The 24,791-nt window shown below is 31.6% G+C and carries 30 protein-coding genes and 1 other RNA gene; 23 read left to right on the top strand and 8 right to left on the bottom strand.

What is annotated here, in order from left to right:
- Nucleotides 1–286 precede the first annotated feature (286 nt).
- Together kdsA and ACH2BP_RS12540 are read left to right on the top strand one after the other, a co-directional pair.
- A complete protein-coding gene (gene kdsA, locus ACH2BP_RS12545) occupies nucleotides 287–1,105 on the top strand; it encodes a 3-deoxy-8-phosphooctulonate synthase (protein WP_395060407.1) in 819 nt (272 codons plus the stop codon).
- Between the two features lie 15 nt (nucleotides 1,106–1,120).
- Nucleotides 1,121–1,960: a hypothetical protein gene (locus ACH2BP_RS12540; RefSeq protein WP_395060405.1), complete on the top strand. Its 840-nt coding sequence runs from the start codon at nucleotides 1,121–1,123 to the stop codon at nucleotides 1,958–1,960.
- A gap of 37 nt (nucleotides 1,961–1,997) precedes the next feature.
- On the opposite strand, the gene ACH2BP_RS12535 is transcribed toward ACH2BP_RS12540, so the two are convergent.
- A complete protein-coding gene (locus ACH2BP_RS12535; protein WP_395060403.1) occupies nucleotides 1,998–2,348 on the bottom strand; it encodes a DUF1801 domain-containing protein in 351 nt (116 codons plus the stop codon).
- 110 nt (nucleotides 2,349–2,458) lie between these two features.
- Here ACH2BP_RS12535 and ACH2BP_RS12530 point away from each other — a divergent pair, with 110 nt between their 5' ends.
- The 6 genes from ACH2BP_RS12530 to creD are packed head-to-tail and all read left to right on the top strand — an operon-like array spanning nucleotide 2,459 to nucleotide 6,054.
- Complete coding sequence (locus tag ACH2BP_RS12530) at nucleotides 2,459–2,719, top strand: hypothetical protein (protein ID WP_395060401.1); 261 nt, start codon at nucleotides 2,459–2,461, stop codon at nucleotides 2,717–2,719.
- A 34-nt stretch (nucleotides 2,720–2,753) separates the two neighbouring features.
- Entirely contained in the window at nucleotides 2,754–3,362 is a 609-nt protein-coding gene (locus tag ACH2BP_RS12525; RefSeq protein ID WP_395060399.1) for a hypothetical protein, read from the top strand.
- Between the two features lie 2 nt (nucleotides 3,363–3,364).
- On the top strand, nucleotides 3,365–3,661 hold the full coding sequence (locus tag ACH2BP_RS12520) for a winged helix-turn-helix domain-containing protein (protein WP_395060397.1): 297 nt from the start codon (nucleotides 3,365–3,367) through the stop codon (nucleotides 3,659–3,661).
- Between the two features lie 55 nt (nucleotides 3,662–3,716).
- The gene (locus tag ACH2BP_RS12515; protein ID WP_395060395.1) at nucleotides 3,717–4,388 is read left to right on the top strand and encodes a DUF1361 domain-containing protein; all 672 of its coding nucleotides are present in this window, start codon (nucleotides 3,717–3,719) and stop codon (nucleotides 4,386–4,388) included.
- Nucleotides 4,375–4,674, top strand: coding sequence for a hypothetical protein (locus ACH2BP_RS12510; protein ID WP_395060393.1), 300 nt, complete (start codon nucleotides 4,375–4,377; stop codon nucleotides 4,672–4,674). The genes ACH2BP_RS12515 and ACH2BP_RS12510 overlap by 14 nt, the downstream gene beginning before the upstream one ends.
- Before the next feature lie 21 nt (nucleotides 4,675–4,695).
- Nucleotides 4,696–6,054 carry a cell envelope integrity protein CreD gene (gene creD / locus ACH2BP_RS12505; protein ID WP_395060391.1) on the top strand — a complete coding sequence of 453 codons (1,359 nt, stop codon included), beginning with the start codon at nucleotides 4,696–4,698 and terminating at the stop codon, nucleotides 6,052–6,054.
- Between the two features lie 66 nt (nucleotides 6,055–6,120).
- Here the strand turns inward: creD and ACH2BP_RS12500 are convergent, their stop codons facing one another.
- Both ACH2BP_RS12500 and ACH2BP_RS12495 read right to left on the bottom strand, forming a co-directional pair.
- Nucleotides 6,121–7,494: a M28 family peptidase gene (locus tag ACH2BP_RS12500; protein WP_395060389.1), complete on the bottom strand. Its 1,374-nt coding sequence runs from the start codon at nucleotides 7,492–7,494 to the stop codon at nucleotides 6,121–6,123.
- Between the two features lie 71 nt (nucleotides 7,495–7,565).
- Nucleotides 7,566–8,768 (bottom strand): NAD(P)-dependent oxidoreductase, encoded by a 1,203-nt coding sequence (locus ACH2BP_RS12495; protein WP_395060387.1) that lies wholly within the window; start codon nucleotides 8,766–8,768, stop codon nucleotides 7,566–7,568.
- Between the two features lie 156 nt (nucleotides 8,769–8,924).
- On the opposite strand from ACH2BP_RS12495, the gene ACH2BP_RS12490 reads away from it, so the two are divergent.
- The 12 genes from ACH2BP_RS12490 to ACH2BP_RS12435 all read left to right on the top strand — a co-directional run bounded on the left by ACH2BP_RS12490 (nucleotide 8,925) and on the right by ACH2BP_RS12435 (nucleotide 17,751).
- Nucleotides 8,925–10,133 (top strand): serine hydrolase domain-containing protein, encoded by a 1,209-nt coding sequence (locus tag ACH2BP_RS12490; protein WP_395060385.1) that lies wholly within the window; start codon nucleotides 8,925–8,927, stop codon nucleotides 10,131–10,133.
- A 37-nt stretch (nucleotides 10,134–10,170) separates the two neighbouring features.
- Nucleotides 10,171–10,567: a transfer-messenger RNA gene (gene ssrA, locus ACH2BP_RS12485) on the top strand.
- A 247-nt stretch (nucleotides 10,568–10,814) separates the two neighbouring features.
- Complete coding sequence (locus ACH2BP_RS12480; protein ID WP_395060383.1) at nucleotides 10,815–12,074, top strand: site-specific integrase; 1,260 nt, start codon at nucleotides 10,815–10,817, stop codon at nucleotides 12,072–12,074.
- Between the two features lie 83 nt (nucleotides 12,075–12,157).
- Nucleotides 12,158–12,994: an RteC domain-containing protein gene (locus ACH2BP_RS12475; protein WP_395060381.1), complete on the top strand. Its 837-nt coding sequence runs from the start codon at nucleotides 12,158–12,160 to the stop codon at nucleotides 12,992–12,994.
- Nucleotides 12,995–13,368: 374 nt separating this feature from the next.
- On the top strand, nucleotides 13,369–13,569 hold the full coding sequence (locus tag ACH2BP_RS12470; RefSeq protein WP_395060411.1) for a helix-turn-helix domain-containing protein: 201 nt from the start codon (nucleotides 13,369–13,371) through the stop codon (nucleotides 13,567–13,569).
- Nucleotides 13,570–13,665: 96 nt separating this feature from the next.
- Nucleotides 13,666–14,532: a transcriptional regulator gene (locus tag ACH2BP_RS12465; protein WP_395060379.1), complete on the top strand. Its 867-nt coding sequence runs from the start codon at nucleotides 13,666–13,668 to the stop codon at nucleotides 14,530–14,532.
- Nucleotides 14,516–14,893 (top strand): hypothetical protein, encoded by a 378-nt coding sequence (locus tag ACH2BP_RS12460; RefSeq protein ID WP_395060377.1) that lies wholly within the window; start codon nucleotides 14,516–14,518, stop codon nucleotides 14,891–14,893. Before ACH2BP_RS12465 ends, ACH2BP_RS12460 begins: the two co-directional genes overlap by 17 nt.
- Nucleotides 14,894–14,992: 99 nt before the next feature.
- Complete coding sequence (locus ACH2BP_RS12455) at nucleotides 14,993–15,172, top strand: hypothetical protein (RefSeq protein WP_395060375.1); 180 nt, start codon at nucleotides 14,993–14,995, stop codon at nucleotides 15,170–15,172.
- A gap of 42 nt (nucleotides 15,173–15,214) precedes the next feature.
- Nucleotides 15,215–16,498, top strand: a complete 1,284-nt coding sequence (locus ACH2BP_RS12450; protein WP_395060373.1) for a DDE-type integrase/transposase/recombinase — start codon at nucleotides 15,215–15,217, stop codon at nucleotides 16,496–16,498.
- Between the two features lie 366 nt (nucleotides 16,499–16,864).
- Nucleotides 16,865–17,203, top strand: a complete 339-nt coding sequence (locus tag ACH2BP_RS12445; protein WP_395060371.1) for a helix-turn-helix domain-containing protein — start codon at nucleotides 16,865–16,867, stop codon at nucleotides 17,201–17,203.
- A 12-nt stretch (nucleotides 17,204–17,215) separates the two neighbouring features.
- Nucleotides 17,216–17,452: a hypothetical protein gene (locus tag ACH2BP_RS12440; protein ID WP_395060369.1), complete on the top strand. Its 237-nt coding sequence runs from the start codon at nucleotides 17,216–17,218 to the stop codon at nucleotides 17,450–17,452.
- The gene (locus ACH2BP_RS12435) at nucleotides 17,449–17,751 is read left to right on the top strand and encodes a type II toxin-antitoxin system RelE/ParE family toxin (RefSeq protein ID WP_395060368.1); all 303 of its coding nucleotides are present in this window, start codon (nucleotides 17,449–17,451) and stop codon (nucleotides 17,749–17,751) included. The genes ACH2BP_RS12440 and ACH2BP_RS12435 overlap by 4 nt, the downstream gene beginning before the upstream one ends.
- A 103-nt stretch (nucleotides 17,752–17,854) precedes the next feature.
- On the opposite strand, the gene ACH2BP_RS12430 is transcribed toward ACH2BP_RS12435, so the two are convergent.
- The 5 genes from ACH2BP_RS12430 to ACH2BP_RS12410 form a co-directional block, all read right to left on the bottom strand.
- On the bottom strand, nucleotides 17,855–18,217 hold the full coding sequence (locus tag ACH2BP_RS12430; RefSeq protein ID WP_395060366.1) for a hypothetical protein: 363 nt from the start codon (nucleotides 18,215–18,217) through the stop codon (nucleotides 17,855–17,857).
- Between the two features lie 3 nt (nucleotides 18,218–18,220).
- Nucleotides 18,221–19,252 carry an RHS repeat domain-containing protein gene (locus ACH2BP_RS12425; RefSeq protein WP_395060409.1) on the bottom strand — a complete coding sequence of 344 codons (1,032 nt, stop codon included), beginning with the start codon at nucleotides 19,250–19,252 and terminating at the stop codon, nucleotides 18,221–18,223.
- A gap of 874 nt (nucleotides 19,253–20,126) precedes the next feature.
- Entirely contained in the window at nucleotides 20,127–20,909 is a 783-nt protein-coding gene (locus ACH2BP_RS12420) for a tyrosine-type recombinase/integrase (protein ID WP_395060364.1), read from the bottom strand.
- Entirely contained in the window at nucleotides 20,902–21,948 is a 1,047-nt protein-coding gene (locus ACH2BP_RS12415; RefSeq protein WP_395060362.1) for a tyrosine-type recombinase/integrase, read from the bottom strand. Before ACH2BP_RS12415 ends, ACH2BP_RS12420 begins: the two co-directional genes overlap by 8 nt.
- A 15-nt stretch (nucleotides 21,949–21,963) precedes the next feature.
- A complete protein-coding gene (locus ACH2BP_RS12410; protein WP_395060360.1) occupies nucleotides 21,964–23,550 on the bottom strand; it encodes a hypothetical protein in 1,587 nt (528 codons plus the stop codon).
- A 160-nt stretch (nucleotides 23,551–23,710) separates the two neighbouring features.
- On the opposite strand from ACH2BP_RS12410, the gene ACH2BP_RS12405 reads away from it, so the two are divergent.
- The 3 genes from ACH2BP_RS12405 to ACH2BP_RS12395 are packed head-to-tail and all read left to right on the top strand — an operon-like array spanning nucleotide 23,711 to nucleotide 24,574.
- The gene (locus ACH2BP_RS12405; RefSeq protein WP_395060358.1) at nucleotides 23,711–24,061 is read left to right on the top strand and encodes a helix-turn-helix domain-containing protein; all 351 of its coding nucleotides are present in this window, start codon (nucleotides 23,711–23,713) and stop codon (nucleotides 24,059–24,061) included.
- An 11-nt stretch (nucleotides 24,062–24,072) separates the two neighbouring features.
- Nucleotides 24,073–24,288, top strand: a complete 216-nt coding sequence (locus tag ACH2BP_RS12400; RefSeq protein ID WP_395060356.1) for a hypothetical protein — start codon at nucleotides 24,073–24,075, stop codon at nucleotides 24,286–24,288.
- On the top strand, nucleotides 24,278–24,574 hold the full coding sequence (locus ACH2BP_RS12395) for a type II toxin-antitoxin system RelE/ParE family toxin (protein ID WP_395060354.1): 297 nt from the start codon (nucleotides 24,278–24,280) through the stop codon (nucleotides 24,572–24,574). Before ACH2BP_RS12400 ends, ACH2BP_RS12395 begins: the two co-directional genes overlap by 11 nt.
- Nucleotides 24,575–24,791: the final 217 nt, after the last annotated feature.

Raw genomic sequence — 24,791 nt, 5'->3', positions numbered from 1 at the left:
AAAAATTGAAAAATTTGAGAAGGTTTTTAAGGATCGATTGAAGAAATAATTTAACCGCAAAGTGCGCAAATATTTTACGCAAAGCTCGCAAGGATAATACTTGCGAGTTTTTTTACGTAAGAACCTTTTAATTTTTAGATTTTTCGAAATTAAACTACTGCGTCTTTCCCGCGTAGGCGGGAATCTATTTTTTTAAAATATTAAACAAATAATTAACAAATCACTATGAAGCAAACAAGTATAACCGATTGAAATAATTGGTATATTTGCAAAAAATTTCAACACAATGAATTTACAAAACATACCTAAAATTAAGCATTTAGACAGCGGAAATTTCTTTATTCTTGCTGGTCCTTGTGCAATTGAAGGAGAAGAAATGGCGATGAGAATTGCCGAAAAACTAGTAGGAATTACTGATAAATTACAAATTCCTTATGTTTTTAAGGGTTCCTTTAAAAAAGCAAATCGCTCAAGAATTGATAGTTTTTCAGGAATTGGTGATGAAATCGCATTAAAAATATTAGAAAAAGTATCCAAAGAATTCGGTGTACCAACTGTTACAGACATTCATACAAATGAAGATGCTGCAATGGCTGCAGCTTATGTTGATGTTTTACAAATTCCCGCTTTTTTAGTACGTCAAACGGATTTAGTTGTGGCTGCTGCCAATACTGGAAAAGTAGTCAACTTAAAAAAAGGACAATTTATGAGTCCCGAAAGTATGAAACATGCTGTTCAGAAAGTTTTAGATTGCAACAACCCAAACGTAATGTTAACTGATAGAGGTTCGATGTTTGGTTACCAAGATATGATTGTCGATTTCCGTGGTATTCCTACCATGCAAACTATGGCTACTACTGTTCTTGATGTAACACATTCGTTACAACAACCCAACCAAGTGGCTGGTGTAACTGGCGGTCGTCCTGATATGATCGAAACTATTGCTAAAGCAGGAATTGCTGTAGGTGTAGATGGGATTTTTATAGAAACTCATTTTGATCCTGCAAATGCTAAAAGTGATGGCGCAAATATGCTTCACCTAGATTATTTTGAAGGATTAATGACTAAACTCGTTGCCATTAGACAAACGATAAATCAATTTTAATATCCTAAAATTATAATGAAACAAATATTTTACTTTCTGGTTTTTCTAATTACATTTTCTGGTTTTTCTCAAAATACGGAAGATATTATTCCTGAAAAATATACGGTTCATAACAAAGGTAAATTTTATATTTACTGGGGAGGAAATAGAGAAACGTTTTCTAAATCGGATATTCATTTTACTGGTGCCGATTACGATTTTACATTGTATGACGTTACTGCACAAGATAAACCAAAAGGTTGGCATGTAGACTACATAAACCCTTCGAGAATGACTATTCCGCAAACCAATTTTAGATTGGGTTATTATATTACTGACAAATACAATATTTCGATTGGAGTAGACCACATGAAATATGTAATGTTTCAGGACAAAGCCGTAAATTATACGGGGTATTATCCCAACCAAGGGAGTTACGGCGAAAGCTTGCCAAACAATCAGGTTTTACTAACTGAAGATTTTTTGACATTTGAGCATACTGATGGTTTGAATTATGTAAATACTGAGTTTTCTCGTGTTGACGATATTTCGAAGTTTATTGGTTTACCAAATACCGATAAATTTCAGATAAATTTTACCGAAGGTGTTGGCGTTGGACTTTTGTACCCAAAAACAAATGCCAAATTATTGAAAAAAGAACGTCATGATGATTTTCATATTTCTGGTTATGGTCTTTCGGCAAAAGCAGGTTTAAACTTTACTTTTTTTAAATATTTCTTTATTCAAACCGAGCTAAAAGGTGGTTATATAAATATGAATGACATAAAAACTACTTTTGATAGTGCCGATAAAGCGACGCAACGTTTTTGGTTTTTAGAAAGAACGTTTACCGTTGGTGGGATTTTTAGAATCTAATTTATAAATAATAAAGTCCTGATTAATCAGGACTTTATTATTTATACAAACTAATCGCCTCCTTTATAACAGAGATTAAAATAGCATTATCAATTTCTTCCAAACTATAATATCGAAGCGATTTTACTGTATTTCTATTTTCAGAAATAAGAAACTCTTGATTTTGCTTCAATTGAAAACCTCTTGCAAAACCAACATCTACAAATTCTTTTTTGTGATTGGGTGCTAGATAACAAAATGGTTTCTTCTTATAATAAAAATACGGAATTCCGTATTTGAAAAGCAACTCTACTTCAGGAATTATTTTCCTTACAACATCAATAATATGTAATACTATTACTTGGTATTTTTCAGGTTGTCGAAATATGTATTCTTGAGTTGGTTTCATATTTCAAAAATAAATAAAAAAACATTTGGTTGTGAAATTAATTTATATTTACTTTGCAATTCAAAGTACTTTTAAAATTTAAAATTATGAAAACTAAAAAACTTCTAATAATGCTTTTGGGAATAATAGGCGTATTATTAATTCCTGCCATTGCTATGTTGTTTACCAACGAAGTAAATTGGTCGATGGGAGATTTTGCAGTGATGGGTACATTATTGCTAACAGCTGTCTTCGCAACTGAATTTATAGCAAGAAAAATATCTAATAAAAAGTATAGAATAGCAATTATTGCATTACTAATAGGTGTATTTTTACTACTTTGGGCTGAGTTAGCCGTGGGACTCTTCAACAGTCCTTTTGCCGGTTCATAATTAAAATAGATGTAAGAAATAAAAGCGACGTAAAATGGAAAACAAAGATTATTTAAAAGACATTCAGGATATCAAACAAATGATGTCACAATCGACACAGTTTATTTCACTAAGTGGTTTGTCTGGCATTTTAGCTGGTATTTATGCCTTAATTGGTGCTTTTTATGTGAATTATTTGATAGAAAATCATCAAGGATATTACATAACTTTAGAAAGCTATACGTTTGAATTAATAGTTCTAACGGCGTTTGTAGTTTTAGTGGCATCGTTAGTAACCGCTTATATTATGACGGTTAACAAATCAAAAAAAGTAGGCGAAAATATGTGGAATAATTCCTCTAAAAGATTGCTCATAAATTTTGCAATTCCCTTATTTACTGGAGGAATATTCGCTTTGCTCCTACTTCGCCATGGTTATTATGGTCTAATTGCTCCAATTACGCTATTATTTTACGGATTGGCTTGTGTAAATGCAAGCAAATATACTTTGCGTGATGTGCGCTACTTAGGAATTACTGAAATCATTTTAGGATTATTAGCTGTCGAATTTTCAGGATACGGATTATATTTTTGGGTATTGGGATTTGGAGTTTGTCATATTTTGTATGGCGGAATGATGTACTATAAATATGACCGAAAATAGTCATGAAAAACATCATACAAAATATAAACAAAGCTTTTGATCATCGTATTCGACTGGGAATTATGTCGGTGCTGATGGTGAATGAATCTGCCGATTTTACAACCCTAAAAGAACTTTTAGGTGTAACTGATGGCAACTTGGCTTCGCATACCAAAGCATTAGAAACCGAAAACTATATTATGATAGAAAAACAATTTATTGGTAAAAAACCAAATACTAGTTACAGAGCAACTATACATGGTAGAAAAGCTTTTGCTGCTCACATTGAAGCTTTAGAAAAATTAATTTCGAAAACTTAACACTTTTTTTTACATTTTTACTTTGAATTTCAAAGTTCTTTCAAAACAAAATCATATGAACAAATTAATCACAATTTACGTTTTAAACAAAAAGCAAAACTCTAGCTTATTTATATTGTCGATATTATCGATAATTTTATTGTTATTAAGAGTTAAAATTACACATTCTATATATCTATTGTTTTTACTATGGAATTTATTTTTAGCTTTAATTCCCTACTCTATTTCATCATACATTAAGTTTAACTTTTCTATAAAAAGAAGCAATCTTAAAAACTTAATTTATCTAATCATTTGGCTATTATTCATACCCAATACGTTTTATCTAATTACCGATTTTGTTCATCTTCATCACAACAATTTCCTACAATATATTTTCGATTTTACTTTATTATCAAGTTTTACAATTGCAGGTTTTTATTTCGGAATTCTTTCCATTTACGACATTCATAAACTAACAAAATCAATTTATTCTAAAAGAATTTCTAATGCATTTATAATTTCAATTAGTTACTTATGTGCTTTTGGGATTTATCTCGGCAGAATACTTCGTTTTAATAGTTGGGATATTATTAGTAATCCATCAAAGCTATTTTACTCAATTATAGATTGTCTTTTTGAAATTGAAACTATCATATTCACAATAGAATTTGGCTCATTAATTTTAATCTCGTATTTAATTACATATCATTTAACACTTAAAAACAAATTATATGAAAAATATTAACCAAATCCCATTTACAACATTATTTGCATTTGGATCTTTTGCATTTGGAACAATATTTTTTATTTCCTATATGAAATTTCAAAACGAAAATATACTCCTATTTGGCTTTTTATATGTGTTGGCAGCTATTTTCTTTAACTTAATAATATTGATAAACTTAATAAGTCAATTACTAACAATACGAGGAGAACGAGCAAACACTTTTATAAAAATATTAATTGTCTTAAGTAATATTCCAATAGCCTTAACTTATTTAATAATATTAAACAATAAACAACTTTTTTAAAATCAATTAAATTCAAAAACAATGGAAAATCAAATGCAAGAAAATCAGAACAAAGGTTCCTTTTTTCAATCTACAACTGCCAAAATGATGATGGTAGGTCTGCTAACACTCGTTTTACTCATTCCACTAGAATTTGTAAAAGATTTAATCTCCGAACGTTCTCAACGGAAACAAGAAGTTACTGATGAAGTGACACAATTGTGGGGAAAAGATGTCTTATTTTATGGTCCAATGATGCAAATTCCCTTCAAAACTTATGAAGAATATAATGTAACAAACCCAAAGACAAAAGTGGTGACTATCGAGAAAAAAGCAATTATTTCTTATGCTTATTTCTTTCCTGAAAAACTAAATAACACATCGAACGTTAAGAAAAACACCTCGTTAAAAAGAGGAATTTATAACAATGTAGTTTTCACTGCAAATATGAATTTTGATGGTTATTTTAGCAAACCTAATTTCGAAACACTAGGCATCAATGAAGAAGATTTACTGTGGGACAAAGCGTCTATTGTGGTAAAAACAACAAATCTGAAAAGCATTAAAAGTGATTTGAAAATTAAACTAAACAATCAAGCTTTCTCATTCGAATCCAAACCAGAAGATGAAGATGCTATTTATGGAACGCTTGTTACCAATCAATTTAACTACAAAACATTAGTTAATAACGGGAAAATAGATTTCAATTTCTTGATGCAATATAATGGAAGCAATAGCGTGAAATTTATTCCTGTGGGAAAAACAACAGTTGTGAATATTGATTCTGACTGGGAATCGCCAAGTTACGAAGGTGCTTTTGCTGCAAACGATACCACAAAAATTATCAATAAAAAAGGTTTTCATGCCGATTGGAAAATATTAGATATTAATCGTACATTTTCTCAACAATACGCAGGTAAAATTCCAAATTTGAATGAATATTCTTTTGGTGCAAAACTCATAGAGACTGTAAATGAATACCAACAAAATGAGCGCGCTTCAAAATATGGATTTCTAATGATTGGCTTAACTTTTCTAGTGTTCTTTTTAATCCAATCTATCAGTAAAATTAATATTCACATCTTTCAATACACCATGTTAGGATTGGCATTAATCATGTTTTATACACTTTTAATATCAATAACTGAACATTCTAGTTTTGCGTTGGCGTATCTTATTGCTTCGGCTTCAGTAATAACGATGATTGTACTTTACTCGATTTCAATATTAAAAAACAGAAAATTCCCAACATTTATAGGGCTTTCTTTAGTTGCTTTATACACTTTTATTTATGTAATAATTCAATTAGAAAATTATGCCTTACTTGTGGGAAGTATCGGATTGTTTATCATTCTAGGCTCCGTAATGTATTTTTCTAGAAAGATAGATTGGGGAAAATAATTAAAATTTGAATAAAAAAAGACTCCAAAACTGATATTTTGGAGTCTTTTATTTTATAACAACTTTTTATTCAATTCCGTATTTATCAATCAAATAAATTAACGAAGTCATTGTTGCAGCGCCTAATTCGAGTTCTCTTTTGTTAATAGCGTCAAACTTATCATTTGCTGCGTGATGGTAATCGAAATAGCGTTGCGAATCTGGATGCAAACCAGCTTTTACAATTTTTGTAGAAGTTAATGGTTCAATATCCGAGCCACCATGCCCTTTAGTAAAACTATGAATTAAATAAGGTTCAAATAAACTTTTCCAATTAGAAATTTTAGCAAAATTAGCATCATCACTTTCAAAAGAAAATCCTCTTGGCGAAAATCCTCCTGAATCACTTTCTAAAGCAAAAATGTGATTTTCTTTATTTATTTGTGCTAATTCTTGGTATTTTTTTCCGCCACGACCACCATTTTCTTCATTCATAAACAAAACAACTCTGATGGTATTTTTAGGTTTGTAACCTATATTTTTAAAAATATTAGCCACTTCCATACTTTGTACGCAACCAGCTCCGTCATCGTGAGAACCATCGGCAAGATCCCAAGAATCTAAGTGTCCGCCCACTACAATAATATTTTCTTGGTGTTCTGTTCCTTTTATTTCTCCAATAACATTATAGGACAAAACTTCGTCCATTTGCTGACAAGATTGCTTTAAATAAAAAGTTAGTTTCGAGTTTTCTTTTAATTTTTTACTTAATAATTCTGCACCATTAGTACTAATTGCAGCCGTTGGAATATAATTTGCTTTAGGAATATCACCATAACTTTGCGATCCCGTATGCGGAAAATCATCTAATCTAAAGTTTAAAGAACGAACAATAGAAGCAACAGCACCAAATTTTGAAGCCTCTCTTGCGCCCGACCATCTTTGATCACCTGCGCCACCATAAGCATTCATACTTTCTATTTGAGCATTATCCATCGGACGATTATAAAAAACTATTTTGCCTTTTATTTTATCAGCTCCTAAAGTTTCTAATTCTTTGATAGAATGTACTTCGATAACTTCTGCAGTGATTCCATTTTTAGGTGTTGCAACCGAACCGCCAAGTGCACAAACTGGCACTTTTATTTTGGTTTTATTGTCTAAAATATAAGCTGATTCTTTTTCGCCACGAACCCATTTTGGCACCATAACTTCCTGAAGATATACTTTATCAAATCCTCCTAATGCTTCCATTTGAGATTTTGTGTACTCAACCGATTTTTGTGCACCAACTGATCCCGATAATCTCGAACCAATTTTATTAGACAAATCATCTAACCAAGCATAGCATTTAGAATTGGTTAATGCTGATTTGTATATCTCTTTTAACTGATTTTCATCAGAATTTTGAGCAAATCCGAATAGTGAAGTAAAGAAAAACAGAAACAGTAATTTTTTCATTTCAAGAAGTCTTTTTGTGAATAGTAAAGTAACAAAATAAAAAAGTCCAGACAAAATCGAGACTTTTATTTTTATTTCCCATCTACATAATCTTGCAGATAATAAAATCTTTCGGTGAGTTTACCATTTTCGGTAATTTTTGCTCTATGCAAAATTCCATCCTTGTCATTATTATAAAATGCTGGAATTACGTGTTCTAAAAACATTTCTCCAAAGCCTTCGCTAGCGTCTTTGGGCAATTCACAAGGCAAATTATCTACAGACATGACTACAATGGCACCAGGATGCATAAAATCGACTTCTTTGTGTTCCGACGGATAATAACCAAAAAATGGTTGTGCAATAGTTGATGCTTTAAGCGTACATGCTACTGGACCATCTACGTCGCAAGAAATATCTGCTACTACTTTTATCTTATTGTCTGGAGCTTTTAGCATTTCTTTAGATAAGATTACTGGTGCACCATTTCCGTAAAAATGTCCCGCCATAAAAATATCAGATACTTTTGTAAAACGCTCAAAATTGGAAGTATATAATTGTGGATTAGCGTAAAAATCTTGTTTATCGAAAGGTTTTCCGTCTATTCTTTTGTTATAATCTTCTAAATCGATGTGTGTATAAACGGGTCTATCGTAATTTTTAGTCAAATAATCTTCGATAGAAACTTCTTTAAGTTTCATGGCATCGAGCATTTCTTTGGCGCCAAGCCCCACTTTTCCGTGACCTGTAAGTACAATTTTTATGTTTGGCAAAACCATTCTTTGCAAACGTTCCACCAATGCATTTTTGTCTTTTAGTGTTTCTGCTTTTGCTAAATTAAATAACTCAAACTTCATTCCGAAAGCACGAATTCCATTGTAAGCACCTACAATTCCTGCATAACGACCAAAACCTATTAGACGATGATTTTTTGCATCGACAATTGTTTCGTGATCGTATAATTCGATATTTTTTTCTAAACAAGCTACTAACAACTTTCTGTTATAAGGTTGTTTTTTAATAGTATGAGAAAAGAAAAAATACTTTTTATTTGGTATTAAAGCATCCACAGGCACTTCTTTAACTCCAATTAAAACATCACAATCAGAAACATCAGTTGTCACATCGAAACCCGATTCGCTATATTGTTCATCATTAAAAACACGAATATCCGAAGATTCAACTTTTATTTCAGCTAAAGGAAATTGTTGTTTTAATTTTACCAATTCTTCAGGTGTAAAAACAACACGTCTGTCTGGCGGATTTTTTCTTTCTTTTATAAGTCCAAATTTCATTATAAATTATTTTATTTCAAAAAAACAACTGAGTTCATTTCGAAAATTTGATGCAAATATAACGTAATAGTAGTGTGAAACAAATCTAAATATTTAGTATAAACCTATTTTAATTAACCAATTCTTTATTTACATTTGTTTTATATCCAAGTTAAAATGACATTCAAAATAAATATAAAATTTCTCTTACTTTTTACAATTATAACTATCTGTTTTTCATGCACTGAGAAGAAAAAAGCATTAAAAAATAAAGAAGAAACTAAAGTTGGTTCTGTATATACAATGCAACCTTATGAGAATAATTTGCCCGATTTAAAATCTTCCGAAAAGAAAAAAATACATCAAACTATTGAAAGATTTTATAACGAAAAATACATTCCAAATGATTTTTCTGGTAGTATTCTTGTGGCAAAAAACGGTCATATTGTTTATGAAAATTACCGTGGTATGTCTAATTTTGAAGAAAAGAAAGCCATCGCTTCCGAAACACCACTTCATATTGCGTCATTGAGTAAAGTACTTACTGCAAATGCGATTTTTTTACTTATCGATTCAAAAAAAATAACTTTAGACCAAAAAGTGAATACCATACTTGATGATTTTCCTTATCCAGAAATTACCATTAGAACTTTACTAAATCATAGAAGTGGATTGCGTAATTACAGTTATTTCACCGATAAAAAAACCATTTGGAATCAGAAAGATACCTTGCAAAACAAAGATTTGATTCCTGTTATAAATAAAAATAATATCGATTTAGAATATAAAACAGATACTCATTTTGCTTATTGCAACACTAATTATGCCTTTTTGGCATTGATTATCGAAAAAATTACCAAAATGAATTATCGAACTGCCATGAAAAAATTGATATTTGATCCATTAGGAATGAAAAATACTTTTGTTTTCGATTATAAAAAAGGCACTAAAAACAATAGTCAATCTTACAAAGGGAACAAAATTAAGTATGCATATAATTACCTCGATGGGATTTATGGAGACAAAAACATCTATTCGACACCAAGAGATTTGCTTAAATTTGATATGGCGACCTACAATCCTAATTTTTTAAATAAAAAATTATTGACCGAAATTTATAAAGGTTATAGTTATGAAAGCAAAGGAACTAGAAATTATGGTTTAGGAATTAGAATGTTAGAATGGGAAGATGGCAAAAAAATGTTTTACCACAACGGTTGGTGGCACGGAAGTACAGCAGCTTATATAAAATTGAAAGACGAGAAAGCCACATTAATCTGCATATCAAACAAATACACGAGATGTACTTATAAATTAAAATTGCTTTCTAGCTTATTTGGCAACTATCCTTTCGAAATAAAAAGTAAAGAAGAAGGTTTGGAATAATATTTGATAATAATTAACTACTTTTGCAAACCAAAATGGGGTCGACTGGTTTTGACAGCAAGTCGAATTGAATTGTAAGCATGTGGAGAACTGGAGTAATTCTCGTAAATAAAAGGCTCCAAAACACTTACACGGCGAAGGAAACTACGCTCTTGCTGCATAATCTGAATCATAGTAAGATTAGCCACGTTCCTACAAGGTAGGAAAGCAGGATTTACCTCGAAAGCTCTGGTTTATAGCGTTCGATAAAGGTGAATCGTAAATTTAAACCTAGAAATAGTTAAGCTTCGGGGCTGTTTTGAAACTAAGAAGATAAGCTTTGTGTTGCTGTTCTTGGCATAGCACACGGTCGAAAATCTAATCGAGAAATAAACATGTAGAAAGCTCTTTAGTTGCTTGTTTGGACCCGAGTTCGATTCTCGGCGACTCCACTTATTACTTTTCAAAGTAAATTAAAAGCCCATAAATCCTATGATTTATGGGCTTTTTTAATTTACGAAATATCAAAATAAACTATTAATTCATAATGATGTCGGGGACAAATTCGGGGACAAAAATAAAATTAAAAAATTGTCCCCGAATTTAACGCTAGAGCTTATACAGCAAGGGGTTCAAAAGATGAACATCTTGTGTGATTCTAAATCTAAACTTAAATTTAGTAATCAATTAAGTCACCACATTATGTCAAACCAAATCTCCATCCTCTTTCTGGCAAAAAGCTCTAGAGCTTTAAAAAATGGATTACTTCCAATATATCTGAGAATTACTATCAATGGAAAAAGAATTGAACTTCCTACAGGTAAACATGTCGAAAAATTAAAATGGTCACCAATAGCTGGAAAAATGAAAAGTAATTCTAATGAAGCCATGCTAATTAATAGTCATCTCGATATTTTAAGATTTAGAGTATATGATACTGAAAATTTATTACTTCGAAACTCAAATAATATAGACTTGATTGAATTCAGAAATAAATTTTTAGGTATAGAAAAAGCACCTCGTATGCTAATTCCAATATTTCAAGAACATAATAAACGAATGGAATCACTTATCCCAAAACAATATTCCCTAAATACGCTCAAAAAGTTTAAAACAACTCTAAAACATGTTGAAGAATTTCTGTTAAAAAAATACAAATTAAAAGACATCAGTATCGATAAAATTAATATCTCATTTATTAATGATTTTGACTTTTATTTAAGAACTGAAAAAAACTGCAACAATAACTCTACTATCAAATATGTTAGAAATTTCGGAAAAATAATTCAAGACTGTTATAATAACGAATGGATTGAAAGAAACCCATTTGTAAAATACAAAGCTAAAATAGATCCAGTTGAAAAAGAAATATTAAATCAAGCAGATTTAGAAACTATGCACAATAAACATATCTCCATAACTAGACTTGATTTAGTTAGAGACATATACTTATTTGCATGTTTTACAGGATTAGCATATGTAGATATAGAAAAACTTACATCTGAAAATATTTCAATTGGTATTGATGGATCAAAATGGATATTTACCCACCGTCAGAAAACCAAAATGCGTTCCAATATACCTTTATTACCAATTCCAGAAGCAATAATTGAAAAATATAAAAACCACCCTAAATGTGCTAACTCAAACATTTTATTACCAATTTTAAGCAACCAGAAAATGAATAGTTATTTAAAAGAGGTAGCTGACATTTGCGGGATTAATAAAGAGTTAACATTTCATAGTTCACGACACACATTTGCGACAACAGTTACATTAGCTAATGGTGTTCCAATGGAAAGTGTGAGCAAAATGCTTGGACACGCAAGTTTAAGAACAACACAACAGTATGCTAAAATATTAGACAAAAAAGTAAGCGAAGACATGCAAATATTAAGAACAAAATTTGCTGTAAAATCTCATAACATTAATTCTGAATTAAATCTAATAAAAATCAATTAATTTTAAATTTATTATTAAAATACTCACAATAATTTTAATAAAAAGTAGTTTTATTTGTTTTACAACCAAACTATTATCTTTTTATGAATGTATTTTGCAACCCATTTTTTATCGATTTTGAAAATGAATTTGAGATTATTAAAAATTCTTTTACAGATGCAATAATACAAGCAAACGAAATAATTAGATTTATAGAAAGGAAAATAAAAGAACTTTATAATTGGCTCAAAACATATGTTTTTGAATCTTCAACAGAAGAAATATACTTTTTTAAAGAATTGAAACCCAAATTAGTTTCAAGATTAATTTTTTATAAAAATATTTTAAAATTAGAGTCCAATTTACCTATTGGCATCAAACTGAAGAAAAAGTGTTTTGAAAAATCACTAGATAAAGTGTACCAGCAGTCCAGAAAAGACAAAGATTTTTATCAATATTACCGTTCGAGAGCAACACACAAAGACGAGTATTATTTCATAAGAAACTATGACAAATCAATTGTAAATCACGATTGTTCACTGGTAAATTATGATGAAAAACTGTGCTCTACTCACGATTATAAAGTAGCAATTTTGATAGCAAATGATTTGTTATTGGCTCATTTGGAAGACAAACTCGAAGAAATAAACGATTCATGCAATCTAAAACACCCATCTCTCAAAACAAATCTCAATTGGACAGGCAATAAGATTGATTTAATCGAAGTTATTTACGCGCTACACCATCAAAAAGTTATCAATGGCGGCAATATTGATATTAAAGATTTGGCTGTGCATTTTGGCTTTGTTTTCAATATTGATTTAGAAGAAAACATCTACCGAAGTTATGTAGATATTAAAAATAGAAAGACTGTGAAAACTAAGTTTTTGCATCATCTTTCAGAGAATTTCAATACCAAAATTATCGAAGAAGAACACTAAAATCCAAGTCAACGACTTGGATTTTTTATTTACAAAAACACCCAACTTGGGTTCAGGTTGGGAAAAAGGGTATAAAGTCCTTTTTTAGCCTAAAATTGCATTGATATTAAGATTTGTAAAAATGTCTTTCTACTTAAAATAAAGAACAATTACCCGTAAATAGTACGTTTTACTTCAATTTGAATAAAAATAACACCCAACTTGGGTTCACCTTGTGAACAAATGTTTATCAGATGCTATTGTTTTGTATTCGAACAAATAAACAATTTCATCATGCTTTTACATCCAAAAAAATATTCCCTGAAGTCGAAAATACGGAGCTTCTAAACCACCAGAACGTCACCAAACGAGATTTACTCAACTTCGGAAATTTATTGCTAGCCGAATTCAAAAGTATGTCTAGTGAAGAGGAAAAAACAGCCCAGTGGCTCAAATCATCAGAAGTTCGCAAACTACTTAAAATTTCTCCAGGCACATTACAAAATCTTCGCATCAATGGCACGCTGCATTACGCAAAAGTTGGCGGAATTATCTATTACAAATACGATGATATTAAAAAGTTATTAGAAAGGTAATATGAAAAACGAAACGACAACCTGCAATGGTACTTGTGAAATTTGTGATTGCAATAAAAAACCAAAACAAATAGTTAAACCTACGACTTGATAACGATGAATTACATCAAACACCTAACAGGATTTTTTGAAAAAATTGTAAACGATCATTCACTAAATCCAACACATATTAGCTTGTATATTTCGCTGTTTCAATGCTGGAACACGAATCGGTTTCAGAATCCGATAAGTATCACCCGCGATGAAGTCATGCGAATTAGCAAAATATGTTCCAGAGCTACGTATCACAAGTGTATTAGGGAATTACACGAAAAAGGATACATCAAATACGAACCCTCTTACAACCCATTTAGAGGTAGTTTGGTTTACTTATTCAATTTTGAAGAAAACCTAAAACCAGTACTAAAAAAAGCACGCAAAAGTTTAAATAATGAACTGGTTGTTGAACATCTTACTGAACAAGCTCTGAACAAGCTCCAGACAGGTACCTTGATAGGTAGTGAACAAGCGCTGGTATCTTCATTAAACATAATAAACAATACAAACATAATAAACGATTTAAACTTGGGTGAGCAAACACAAAATTTAGAAAAAGAAAATTTAGGTTTTAAAAATGAAGTTTTAAAAGCGAAAGAAAAAAAGTTGCGCGAAAAAAAGAAGGAAGATTTTGTAGTTTCAAAAAAGTCATCTCGAGCCGAGCCGAGAGACGAAAAACCAGCCAGCTTGAAAGACACTCAAAATTATTTCCTAGAAAAAAACTATTCCGAAATCGAAGCCGAAAAATTCTACAATCATTTTCAGAGTAATGGTTGGTTGGTGGGCGGTAAATCTAAAATGAAAGATTGGAAAGCTGCTGCAAGAAATTGGATGCTCAATGCTCAAAAATACAACCCTGTTTTCAATCAGCCACAACCGCAACATTTGCACACTGTAACACAAAAAAATTATGGAGAACCACTTTAACCTCAGCAATACCTATCAAATCAAGAATAATTTTAAAATGTATGATTTGCAGAAATGTTATGCTTATCTTGAATTTCAAGGCAAACAAACCTATGGACAAACATTTAAAATTCTTGAAGAAGATAAACTCACTATCTACAAACTGCTAATTTATGCCATCAGAGACCATGAGAATGCATTAAAATTAGGTTTAGACCTCAATAGAGGTATTTTATTGTCGGGACCAATTGGTTGCGGGAAAACGTCGATTATGCATTTAATAAAACCGTTTTCAAATATCAAGCACAATTACAAAATAAAAACCACTCGAGATGTGTCTTTTGAGTTTGCTAAAAACGGTTTTGAAGCCCTACAAATCTAAACCCAAAAACCAAACAATCAACACCGATTGCTTGGTTATTGTTTTGATGATTTAGGGGCCGAGAAGCAAATTAAACATTTCGGGAACGATTGCAATGTCATGGCAGAAATCCTCATCAGTAGGTACGAGCAGTTTATCGAGAATAATTCTGTAACGCACATCACCACAAATCTTTCGGCTTCCGAGTTAGAAAATTATTATGGCAATCGGGTACGTTCTCGACTTCGAAATATGTTTAACCTCATTGCTTTTGAAAGAGAGGCAAAAGACAAACGATAGGCTTTATAAATAAAAAGCTAGTTTTGCGCGAAATTTAAAAAAATGTCCACTTTACAAATTCGAAGGTCTTGGGATACCAACGTCAAAATTTATGTCCGCAATGGGCTTCATAAAAATTTATCGAAAGAATTGCTTCAAACCTTACACCCAAGCAATATCAGCAGATGGCAAAAAGAATCAGAAAATAAATACCAAAATGTAGGATTACAAAGCTATATTACCAAAGACCTGGCATTAATTCAAGAACAAAATGAATTTCCTAGTAGTAAAAAACTTTCATGGGCATACATAAAACTACTAAAAGGAGCTTATGAGGTTTTTAATCAAATCAAAGATTTTAACAAAACTATAAAAGCCAATAAGCAAATTATTGTGAATACAGTAGAAGCAATAAAAAGCTATATCCCAACAGCCGAAGCCATTAAACTTTTTAGAATTTCGAGAGCCACTTATCAAAACTACAAAATTCAAGTATTAAACAAATGCGATGCATCTTATGTGTTTTGGTGTGTTAAACGTTATCCGCAGCAATTGTTAAACAAAGAAATTCTTAAAATAAAAGGGTATTTCGAGAATCCTGACTATCAATTTTGGTCAAAATCATCATTGTATTATTTAGGACTTCGAAATCAAGATTTTGGATTTTGCTTAGCCACTTTTTACAAATATGCCAAATTACTAGGTTTCAACAACGGTAGACATTTACAAAACAAGCCACAATGCACTCCGTTAGTCAGCACAAAACCCAACCAGATTTGGTGTGCCGATATAACCATTCACAAAACAAACGATGGGGTAAAACATTACATACACTTGCTAATTGATCATTATTCCAGAATGATATTAGGATGGAAGGTAGATACTAAGGCAAATCCTAAAATAATCAAATCGCTTCTAGAAAATGCGTTTCAAAAACTCCCTAATCCAGCAACAATTGAATTTGTAACTGACGCAGGGGTCGAAAATGTCAATGCTACGGTACAAGAGTTTGTAGCAAGTACAGGTTTAAAAATTATTCATCAAATAGCACAGCGTGATATTCTAAGTTCTAATTCGACTATCGAGGCAGTAAATAAAACTTTAAAGTATCAGTATTTCTATAAGCCTCATCTACTAACAAGTAGTCTATTCCTGAAGGAATTACCATTTTCAATAAATAATTACTGTACCGTTCGTCCCCAACATAGCTTACGTGGCAATACGCCTTTTGAAACGTATCATGGGAAAGGTATCGCCGTTTCGCAATATAATTCCCATTTTGAAGGACAAAAACAACTCCGAAAAACCCAAAACCACCTAAACAGATGCAAGAAGTGTATGAGTTAACCTAAAAAAGAAAACCTGTTAATAGTATTAGCTACTAACAGGTTTTTATAATTTCATCAAGTTTTAGTTCAAAAACTATTATTTTGTTACTCCTTTCGTTTACAACAACTTACCTTATAAGGGAAGCTTTTTTATAAAATAGTCGCAGGAGATGCAGGGTATCGAAAATGTAGTTGTTGGGGTTTTGGGTATTGAGATTGTTTTGCATAGCTGAAAATATTTTAATTTAATTTCAATGTTATTATCAGAGACAAAAGTATCTTTTAGTTTTCAATCAAGCAAATATTAATAGATTTTTTTGTATCTTATAATTTCATATATTTGCAATAATACAGTAATAACAAGAACTTTTATCTCTTTTTAGATATGAACATAGGTAATATAATCTCGCAATTAAGAGACAAAAACAGTTTTTCCCAAAGTGATTTGGCTGAAAAAAGCAATGTCTCAAGAGTAATGATTGGTAAGTACGAACGTGGCGAAGCAATTCCGTCTATTGATGCTGCAAAAAAAATTGCAGATGCTTTAGGAGTTTCTTTAGATTTTTTGGTAGGAGAAAGTAAAAGCCCGTCTTTTGATAAACGTACTTTACAACGAATCCAAGAACTAGAACTTTTAGAAGAAAGCAAAAAACAAACGCTTTTTGACTTAATAGATACTTATATAAGAGATTTTAAAACTCGTGGTGCTTATTCTTCAATTTAAATATTAAAAACTATGTACACAACCTATCATTTATCATCTGCACAAGAAGTAAACGTAGATATTTTAGAAGCTATTAAAGTAGCTTTTAAATCCAAACCAATTACCATTACCATAGAGGAAGACCGTGATTTTGAACTTTCACAGGAAACTAAAAACATGCTCGATACTCGCTTAAATGATTATTTGCAAAACCCAAATGATGTTCAAGATTTTGACGCATTATTGGACGAATTAGAGCATGGAATATGAAATACAAATTCGTTTACAGACCCTTTGTAAAACAAGATTTACAAAATGCAACCAATTATTACAAAGCCATTTCGCCTAATTTAGCCAAAGACTTTTTATACCGAATTAGGGAAGCTAAAAAATATATTGCCCTAAACCCAAAAGGTGATGATGTGATGTATCAAGATATTAGAATGCATAATTTGTACCAATTCCCATATCATATTCATTACTACATTGACCACGAGAATAAACAAATTATTATTCTTGCTGTTGAATTCTCTAAAAGAGATAACTTAAATTTTACGAGTAGAAAATAAAAAAACAGGCAATTGCCTGTTTTTTTATGCTTTATTTATTCGCTACAAAGTCGGGAGACTTTGTAGAGCTACCCGTTTTTATGGAACACCTCGAATAGCTGGTTTAATTGTATTCAAATCCTGCACTAACTATCTCAGTTGAGTCTGTAATTTCTTGGTTAAGAAATATTTTTGAATATTCTGGATTTTCAGTTGACACCCATACTTTATAATATCTATTTAAATACTGATTTCCGGAATTATGTATAGACTCCCATGATTCATAGCTCTCATTATTGTATTTGTAATAATAACAAGCATCTGTAAAACTTCTTCTAGAATTAATCTTATAAACTTTACATATAGTAATGTGTTTATTATTATTTATACTTGTTTCTTTTACCTCATTATCTTTATATATAAAATATCCCAAGACTATAATTATCGTTATAAAAATAGCACCAACGGTACTTTGTTTGAACTTCATAATTTAAAATTTAGATTTCTTTCCAAAAGCCTCTTTTTTACTTTTATCAAGAATTTTATCAACTTGCCCAGAGAAGCTTTTAATTGATGTTTCTATTTCTTTAATACTATCTCCAATTCTATTTTCAAATGTCTCAACTGCACCACCAGAGGTAAAATCTAAAACGTTTTTAATGGGTTTATAAATTCCATTTGGAGCTTCAAATTTTTGACCTATTTTTGAACCAATCAAATTTGAACCAAATGTTGAAAAGAAATTTGAATCAAAATTGTTCGTACTTAATTTAAAACCATTGTCATATCTAAGATTAAAAAAAGATTCGCCAAAATTAGATAAAAAAGGATTTCCTATTAATCCTGCAAAAAGAGGTTGGGCATAGTTAAAATTGCTATCTAGACCACCATTGTAAGCAATTTGACCAACAGCATTTGCAGATCCATTTAAAAACATCATTCTAGCAGAATTTTCCCATATTGAAGCACCAAAGTAACCACTGGCATCTGCCATAAAAGCAGATGAAGTACCTCCGATTCCAGCAGCTAAATAATTACTCAATAAGGAAGTGCCATACCATGTTGTATAAGAAGCATATGCAGTTGTTAAAGCCGATGCTGCTGGAACAATTATAGGAACCCCTCCTAATCCCGCAGCTGCAATTGGAGCACCCATATTTGCGGCAGATGCACCAGGGCTTCTCCATGGTTCTTTTTTTAACTTAGGAGGTAATGGGAATAGTAATCCCATTATAACACTTCCCGCAGCAGTATTGGACTCTTCTAACCCTTCTAATTCTACGAACTGAATAACTTTATTCCCACTAAAACTATATGGTGTGTAATGCGGATATTTACTTGTCAACGGATCTACTGCAAAGAATCTTCCCACCCTAGGGTCGTGCATCCTAAAAGTATAATTCAAAGAATTTCCTTCTCCTTTCAATTCATCATCCTTCTCCTGCCCTTGGAAACCGTAACGGTAGGCTGTGCTTGAGCCATGCCTATTTGGTACCAAGCTTCCAAAAGGGTCAAAACTTATGCGTTTTTTTGCTGGGTTGCCACTACTTTGGATACACCTTTTCTAATATTTTCAGTATTTTTTTTTTAGAACGTATCTCTTTCATCTTCCTTTGTAAAAATAATAAAATATTTGGTTCTTCCTCATTATCACTGGCAAAAAAGCCCTAAACTTCCAGTTTATCACTGGTTTTGGCTGATTAGCTTTAACCTTGCGCTCGATTTTTTTGGAAGATTGCCAAAACGATAATGTTGTTTTTTAGATAGATGCCCTTTGGCAATCTTCTAAAAAAATGAGCAAACAACCGAAGGGCGTTAGTGTGCGGTTCAACAATAAACACCCCAAGTGAAGCAAAAAAAGCGTTATTTATTCCAATTCGTAGAAAGCTTTTTTTGCTGAACGGGTGGCGGTGTTGCGGTCACTGACAGCCACCACAGACCGAGAACAGGCAAGGTTTTTTCAACCGCAGACTGTGTAGGGCTGTGTGCGTGGAACGGCAACCGAAGAAGTGAAGCATCAGCGGAACAAATAATTAACTTTAGCGTTAGCGTTCCTATTGAGGTTGATGGCTGGCGGTAGAGCAACCGCCAAAACACAAGTGGCGGTGGATTTTTTAGGACTATTTTTTTTTCAACTGTAAATATTCAACCGAAAAAAAAAGAAAAAAAATAGTGCTAAAAAAGACACAGTAGCCACGACGAACGCAGGAAGCGACCGTGTGAAGACTGGGAACGAAGCAAAGAAAAAGAGAGCTGCCATTTTTCTTGGCTGCTCTCTTTTTTGTTTGCGAGTGGTCTGTGGAACGGAGGCTTTTTCAGCCGACTGGAACAGCCCAGCGGAACAAAGGAAGCGACCGAAGGGAGACCGCTTTATTGCTTTTCGTTTCTTTTGTAATCTATGGCTTATTGATTGGGTGGAAGTTGTTTATCATTTCGTGAAGACTTTCTAAATTGTCTTGCTGATAGCGTTCTGTTGAACTAATATATCTGTGTCCTGCAAAGTATTGTGTTTTTCTTAAGTTGTTTTGTTTTAGCCAGTTTACAATCACACTGTTTCTAATTTGGATTGCATTTTGATAATTGTAATTGATTAACTTTAATTCCTCACTTATCTTTTTTATCACATTGTTTATATTGGTATTTCCGTAATTTGATGTAAATAAATTTTCTTCTTCTTTTGGTACTATTTTCGGTCTAATTTGTTGTACATATTCCATCATTTCCATTAACTGCCACGGTTTTAATTCTAGTGTTCTGCCGTTGGTTTTGTTAGTTTGTGGTATGTGTATTTTTCCTTTGTACAATTCTATGTGTTCTTCTTTTAAATATTGTAATTCTTTGCTGTGTAAGCCTTGATAAACCAGTAAACCTATAATTATTTTGTTCCGTTTTCTGGCTAGATCATTGTTCTTTGTTTCGTAAGAATAGTATAAATCTTCCAGTTCATCAGCCGTTAATAAATTGCCTAGTACTGTTTTTACTTTGCCTTTGATGTTGATATTTTGTATTGGATTATCGGCTCTGTAATTTTCTTCTTGTAAATAATTGAAGTATATTTTTAGATTTCCTATGTAGCTTTGTAGTGTACTCGTTTTTATGCCTGTTTTCTTTACTTCTTCTACATATTTTAAAAAGGTTTTATAATCTATTTCTTCTTTTGTTGTGCCAAAATTATTCATCCATATATCGAGGCGACTGATAGCCCTTTGGAATATTGGGATACTCTTGGTGCTGTAATCGTTTTTCTCTAAGTAGGTTGTGAAGTTGTTCATCGTTATTGGTTTTAGCTTTGTCTTCTAATAAATGGGTATAAATTTGTGTACTTTCTAAACTGGAGTGTCCTAAAAATTGGCTGATGGTTTCAATGTTTGCGCCTTTTTGGAGTAAATGGGTAGCGATAGAATGACGTAAAATATGCGGTGTAATTTGCTTTTCTATGATGGTTTTATTTTGTGTGACTTCAACAATGGCGGTTAATCTATTGGATAAACTTTGTCCTTGTAATGGTGTTCCTCGGTAATTGATGAGTAAATATTCTGTGTCTTTGTGGTTTTTAAATGCAGGTCGGTAATCGTAAATATATTCTTCTATAAGTTGTAAATTGTATTGGTTTATAGGCACATATCGCTCTTTGTAATTCTTCCCTTTTCTAACATAAATCCGTTCTTTATCAAATAATATGTCTTTGATTTCTAGGCTTATGGCTTCTGTTCTTCGCAGTCCACAACTGTATAACAATACCAATATTACATTGTCTCTTTTTCTAATTCGTTCCTGTTCACTGCTATAATTGGTCGCTTTAAATAATTGTTTTATTTCGTCTTGGGTCAGTATTTGTAAACTGTCTCTTTGATTTTGTTCTTCTCTTTTTAGGTGTATCGCTATTCCTTTATGATTGTGATTTTTTAGATAATCGTTGAACTTGAATAAGGCTTGTAAATGTTTGTTTAAATAGGATTTGCTTAATCCGCCTTCTCGGGCTTGATTCTCTCTTGTTTTTAAATGTTCGTAATAGTCTTTTATGATTTGAATAGTAATACCATTAATGTGATTGATATTTTGGTTTTCCAAGTAATGAAAAAACTCTCGCAGGTGATTAGGTAAGTTTTTTATGGTGCTTTCACTATAACCTAGTATGTCTAACCAGTTTTCAAAATCTTTTAGTATTTCTTGGTAACTATTATTTTTTATTTTGGTATGTGTTGTTTTTTGCATCATTTTAGTTTTTAGTAGTTAAGTCATTGATTTTGTTTTGATTAACTTCGCTTTTTGCATCTGGTTAGTTGGTGGCGAGTTGGCGAGTTGTATTTGTGTAATACAGTCCTGCAAAGCTTTGTCTATTAAGGCTTTTAAGTCATTATATTCCTCTGTATTTACTATTTCGTAGCAGTACGATTTTACGGTTTTATTCCTTACTTTCTTGATGTAGTTTTCATTCAATAAATCATTATTATAACGTCTCAAAGTGGTTTCTTTTATCCTTAAATTTCGTCTTATTTCTGCATTGGTAAACTGATTTTGATTTTGTTTTTTAAGATATTCTTTTAGGTTTTCGAGGTGGTTCCTACTTGCTCCTGTAATGCTGTCGCTCTTTCTTAATAACACTTCTTTGATTAATTCGTTGGCTTCTTGTATGTCTTCTATACTGGTTTCTATATATTCTTCGCCTGTTTCCTTGTCGATGTGGTGGAACTTTTGGTATTGTTTGTAAAAAGTAATGATTTCTATAAATTGTAAATAATGGGCGTTGGTTCTTCGTGGTTTAAATACGCTATTTGGTAAACTTAAATATTCTGCAAAAGGATTTTTGACTGTGATGGTTTTGAGTAATCTCTGGCAGTTTTGAAGTAGTTGTTTGGTTTTTAGTTCTTCTTCGTGGTTTACTTTTCCTGCCGATAATTGCCTTTGGTATTGCATTATTTTTTCGTCTTGTTCTGCGCTTTCATCAATATATAATAAAAAACTACGGTTAGAATTGTCCTCGTAAATACTCTCTTGTGTGGTGCAACCGCTTACACTTACTGGACCTTCGACCGTTAAATGGATTGTTTTTGTTGTACCCTTTTTGTCTTTGTGAACGACTGTTTTTGTGATTCTTTTTTTACTTTGCAGTTCCCGAAGTGGATACAATACGCTTTCTGCTCCGTCTAAATCTTCTATTAATATTAGTTTGTTGGATAGTTCTGTTCTATTAAAATAATAAAACGCATTGGCTGATAAAACCGTCATTTCTATTTTGTCTTCCTCGGGGATTAAATCCGATACACTACTTTGCAAATGCGTTTTTCCTGTTCCTGAACTTCCTAAAGAAATGCAATGTAATGGATTGTTGGTTTTTCTACTCGTGAATATCAAATACATTAACAATCTGTTTATTTCCTCGCCAATTACGCCACTCTTTCCGATTCGATTTTGAGTTTCTTGGATTAAATTTTGAGTTTGTAGAAATTCCCTAGCTTCTTTTATTTCTTTTTCGGTCATACATTTGACTTTCGACTTTTGACTTTCGACTGTTTGTTCCACTTCTTGTAATCTATAATTTTCTAGTTCGTTTGTGAGTTGGTCTAAATCCCTTCGTACTATCGTTGTGCCTATTTCTAGTCGTTCGGCTATTTTTCTCGTGAGTTTTTCTATGCTGGTGTCGTTGTATAAATCGATGTTTTGGCGTAATACTTGCTCTTTGCCTTGCTTTTGGATTCCTAAAGTTACCCGCATCGCTTCGAGATTATTAAACCGTATTCCGCCTAATATTTGGATTTTTAAGTATTTGGTATCGTAGATGTAGTGGTTTGGATTTGATGTGTTGAGATTGTTTTGCATAGCTTTAAAAATTTAACATATTAACTAATTCGCACACAAATAAACTAAATAGTTTTTTATTTTGCAAACAAATAGTTTTAAAAATAACTTACTACGCACAATAAATTTGGTTTTTACCTGCATTATAGTTAATTTCGTTCTGTAAATAAACTTTATAGTTATGGATTTTGGTAGCAGATTAAAACAAATAAGAACCGATAAAAGCTTTTCTAAATTAGAATTAAGCGAAATTGCACAAGTACATCACGTGCAAATTGGAAGATATGAAAACAAAGGAGCAATGCCATCTACAGATGTATTGACTAAATTAGCCAATGCTTTAAATGTTTCTACTGAATATTTATTAAATGGGACAAATGAAGATTTTGCTAACGAAATTTTAATAGACAAAGAATTACTCAATCAATTTAAATCTATCGAAAAGTTTTCTGAAGAAAAAAAGTATATTGTAAAAGAACTTATTGATGCTTTTATTTTGAAAAGTAATTTACAACAACAATTATCTATTTAATACTATTTATTATGATTACATACAACGTAGTAATACCAGAGAACAAGCAACAGTTTTTTCAAGAATTCTTGGAACTTATTGGTGCTAATTTTGAAAAAAACAATCAAGATTTTTTTATAACAGACGAGCAAAAAAAAATACTGGACGAGCGTTTAAAAGAAGACAAATCAAGTTTTATATCGGCTAGAGAATCTTTGAGCCAATTACGTGGGAAATATGGCTTATAATCTTACTATTTTGCCAAAAGCACAAGAAGAAATTCAAAAAGCTTTTGAATATTATGAACAAATTTCAGTTTCGGTTCTCGCCAATTTTGACAACCAATTAGAAGAAGTATATCAAAACCTTGAAAAAAATCCGTTTTACCAAGTACGATACAAACATTTAAGAGCCATACCCTTTAAATCGTTTCCGTATTTACTGTTTTTTGATGTTGACCAAGAGAACAATACAATTTATATTTACTCGGTTTTTCATACCTCGCAAAATCCTAATAAATATCCTAGTATATAACACAAAAGCAACAATTTTACTTGTTGCTTTTTTATTTATTCGCTGCAAAGTTGCAAACTTTGCAGAGCAGTCCTAACTTTATTCACTCTTCGTGGAGCTGGGGCCATCGGGACTGGTGTAATTCAAAATGATTTCATAAACATCTTTATCAATATGCTTTAACAACTGTAGATTTTCAGTTTTAAGACTTTCAATATAGTTTTTAGATAAATTCCCA

This window comes from Flavobacterium sp. (assembly GCF_043756175.1).
Lineage (GTDB): Bacteria > Bacteroidota > Bacteroidia > Flavobacteriales > Flavobacteriaceae > Flavobacterium.
This window is presented reverse-complemented; position numbering and strand designations above follow the sequence as displayed.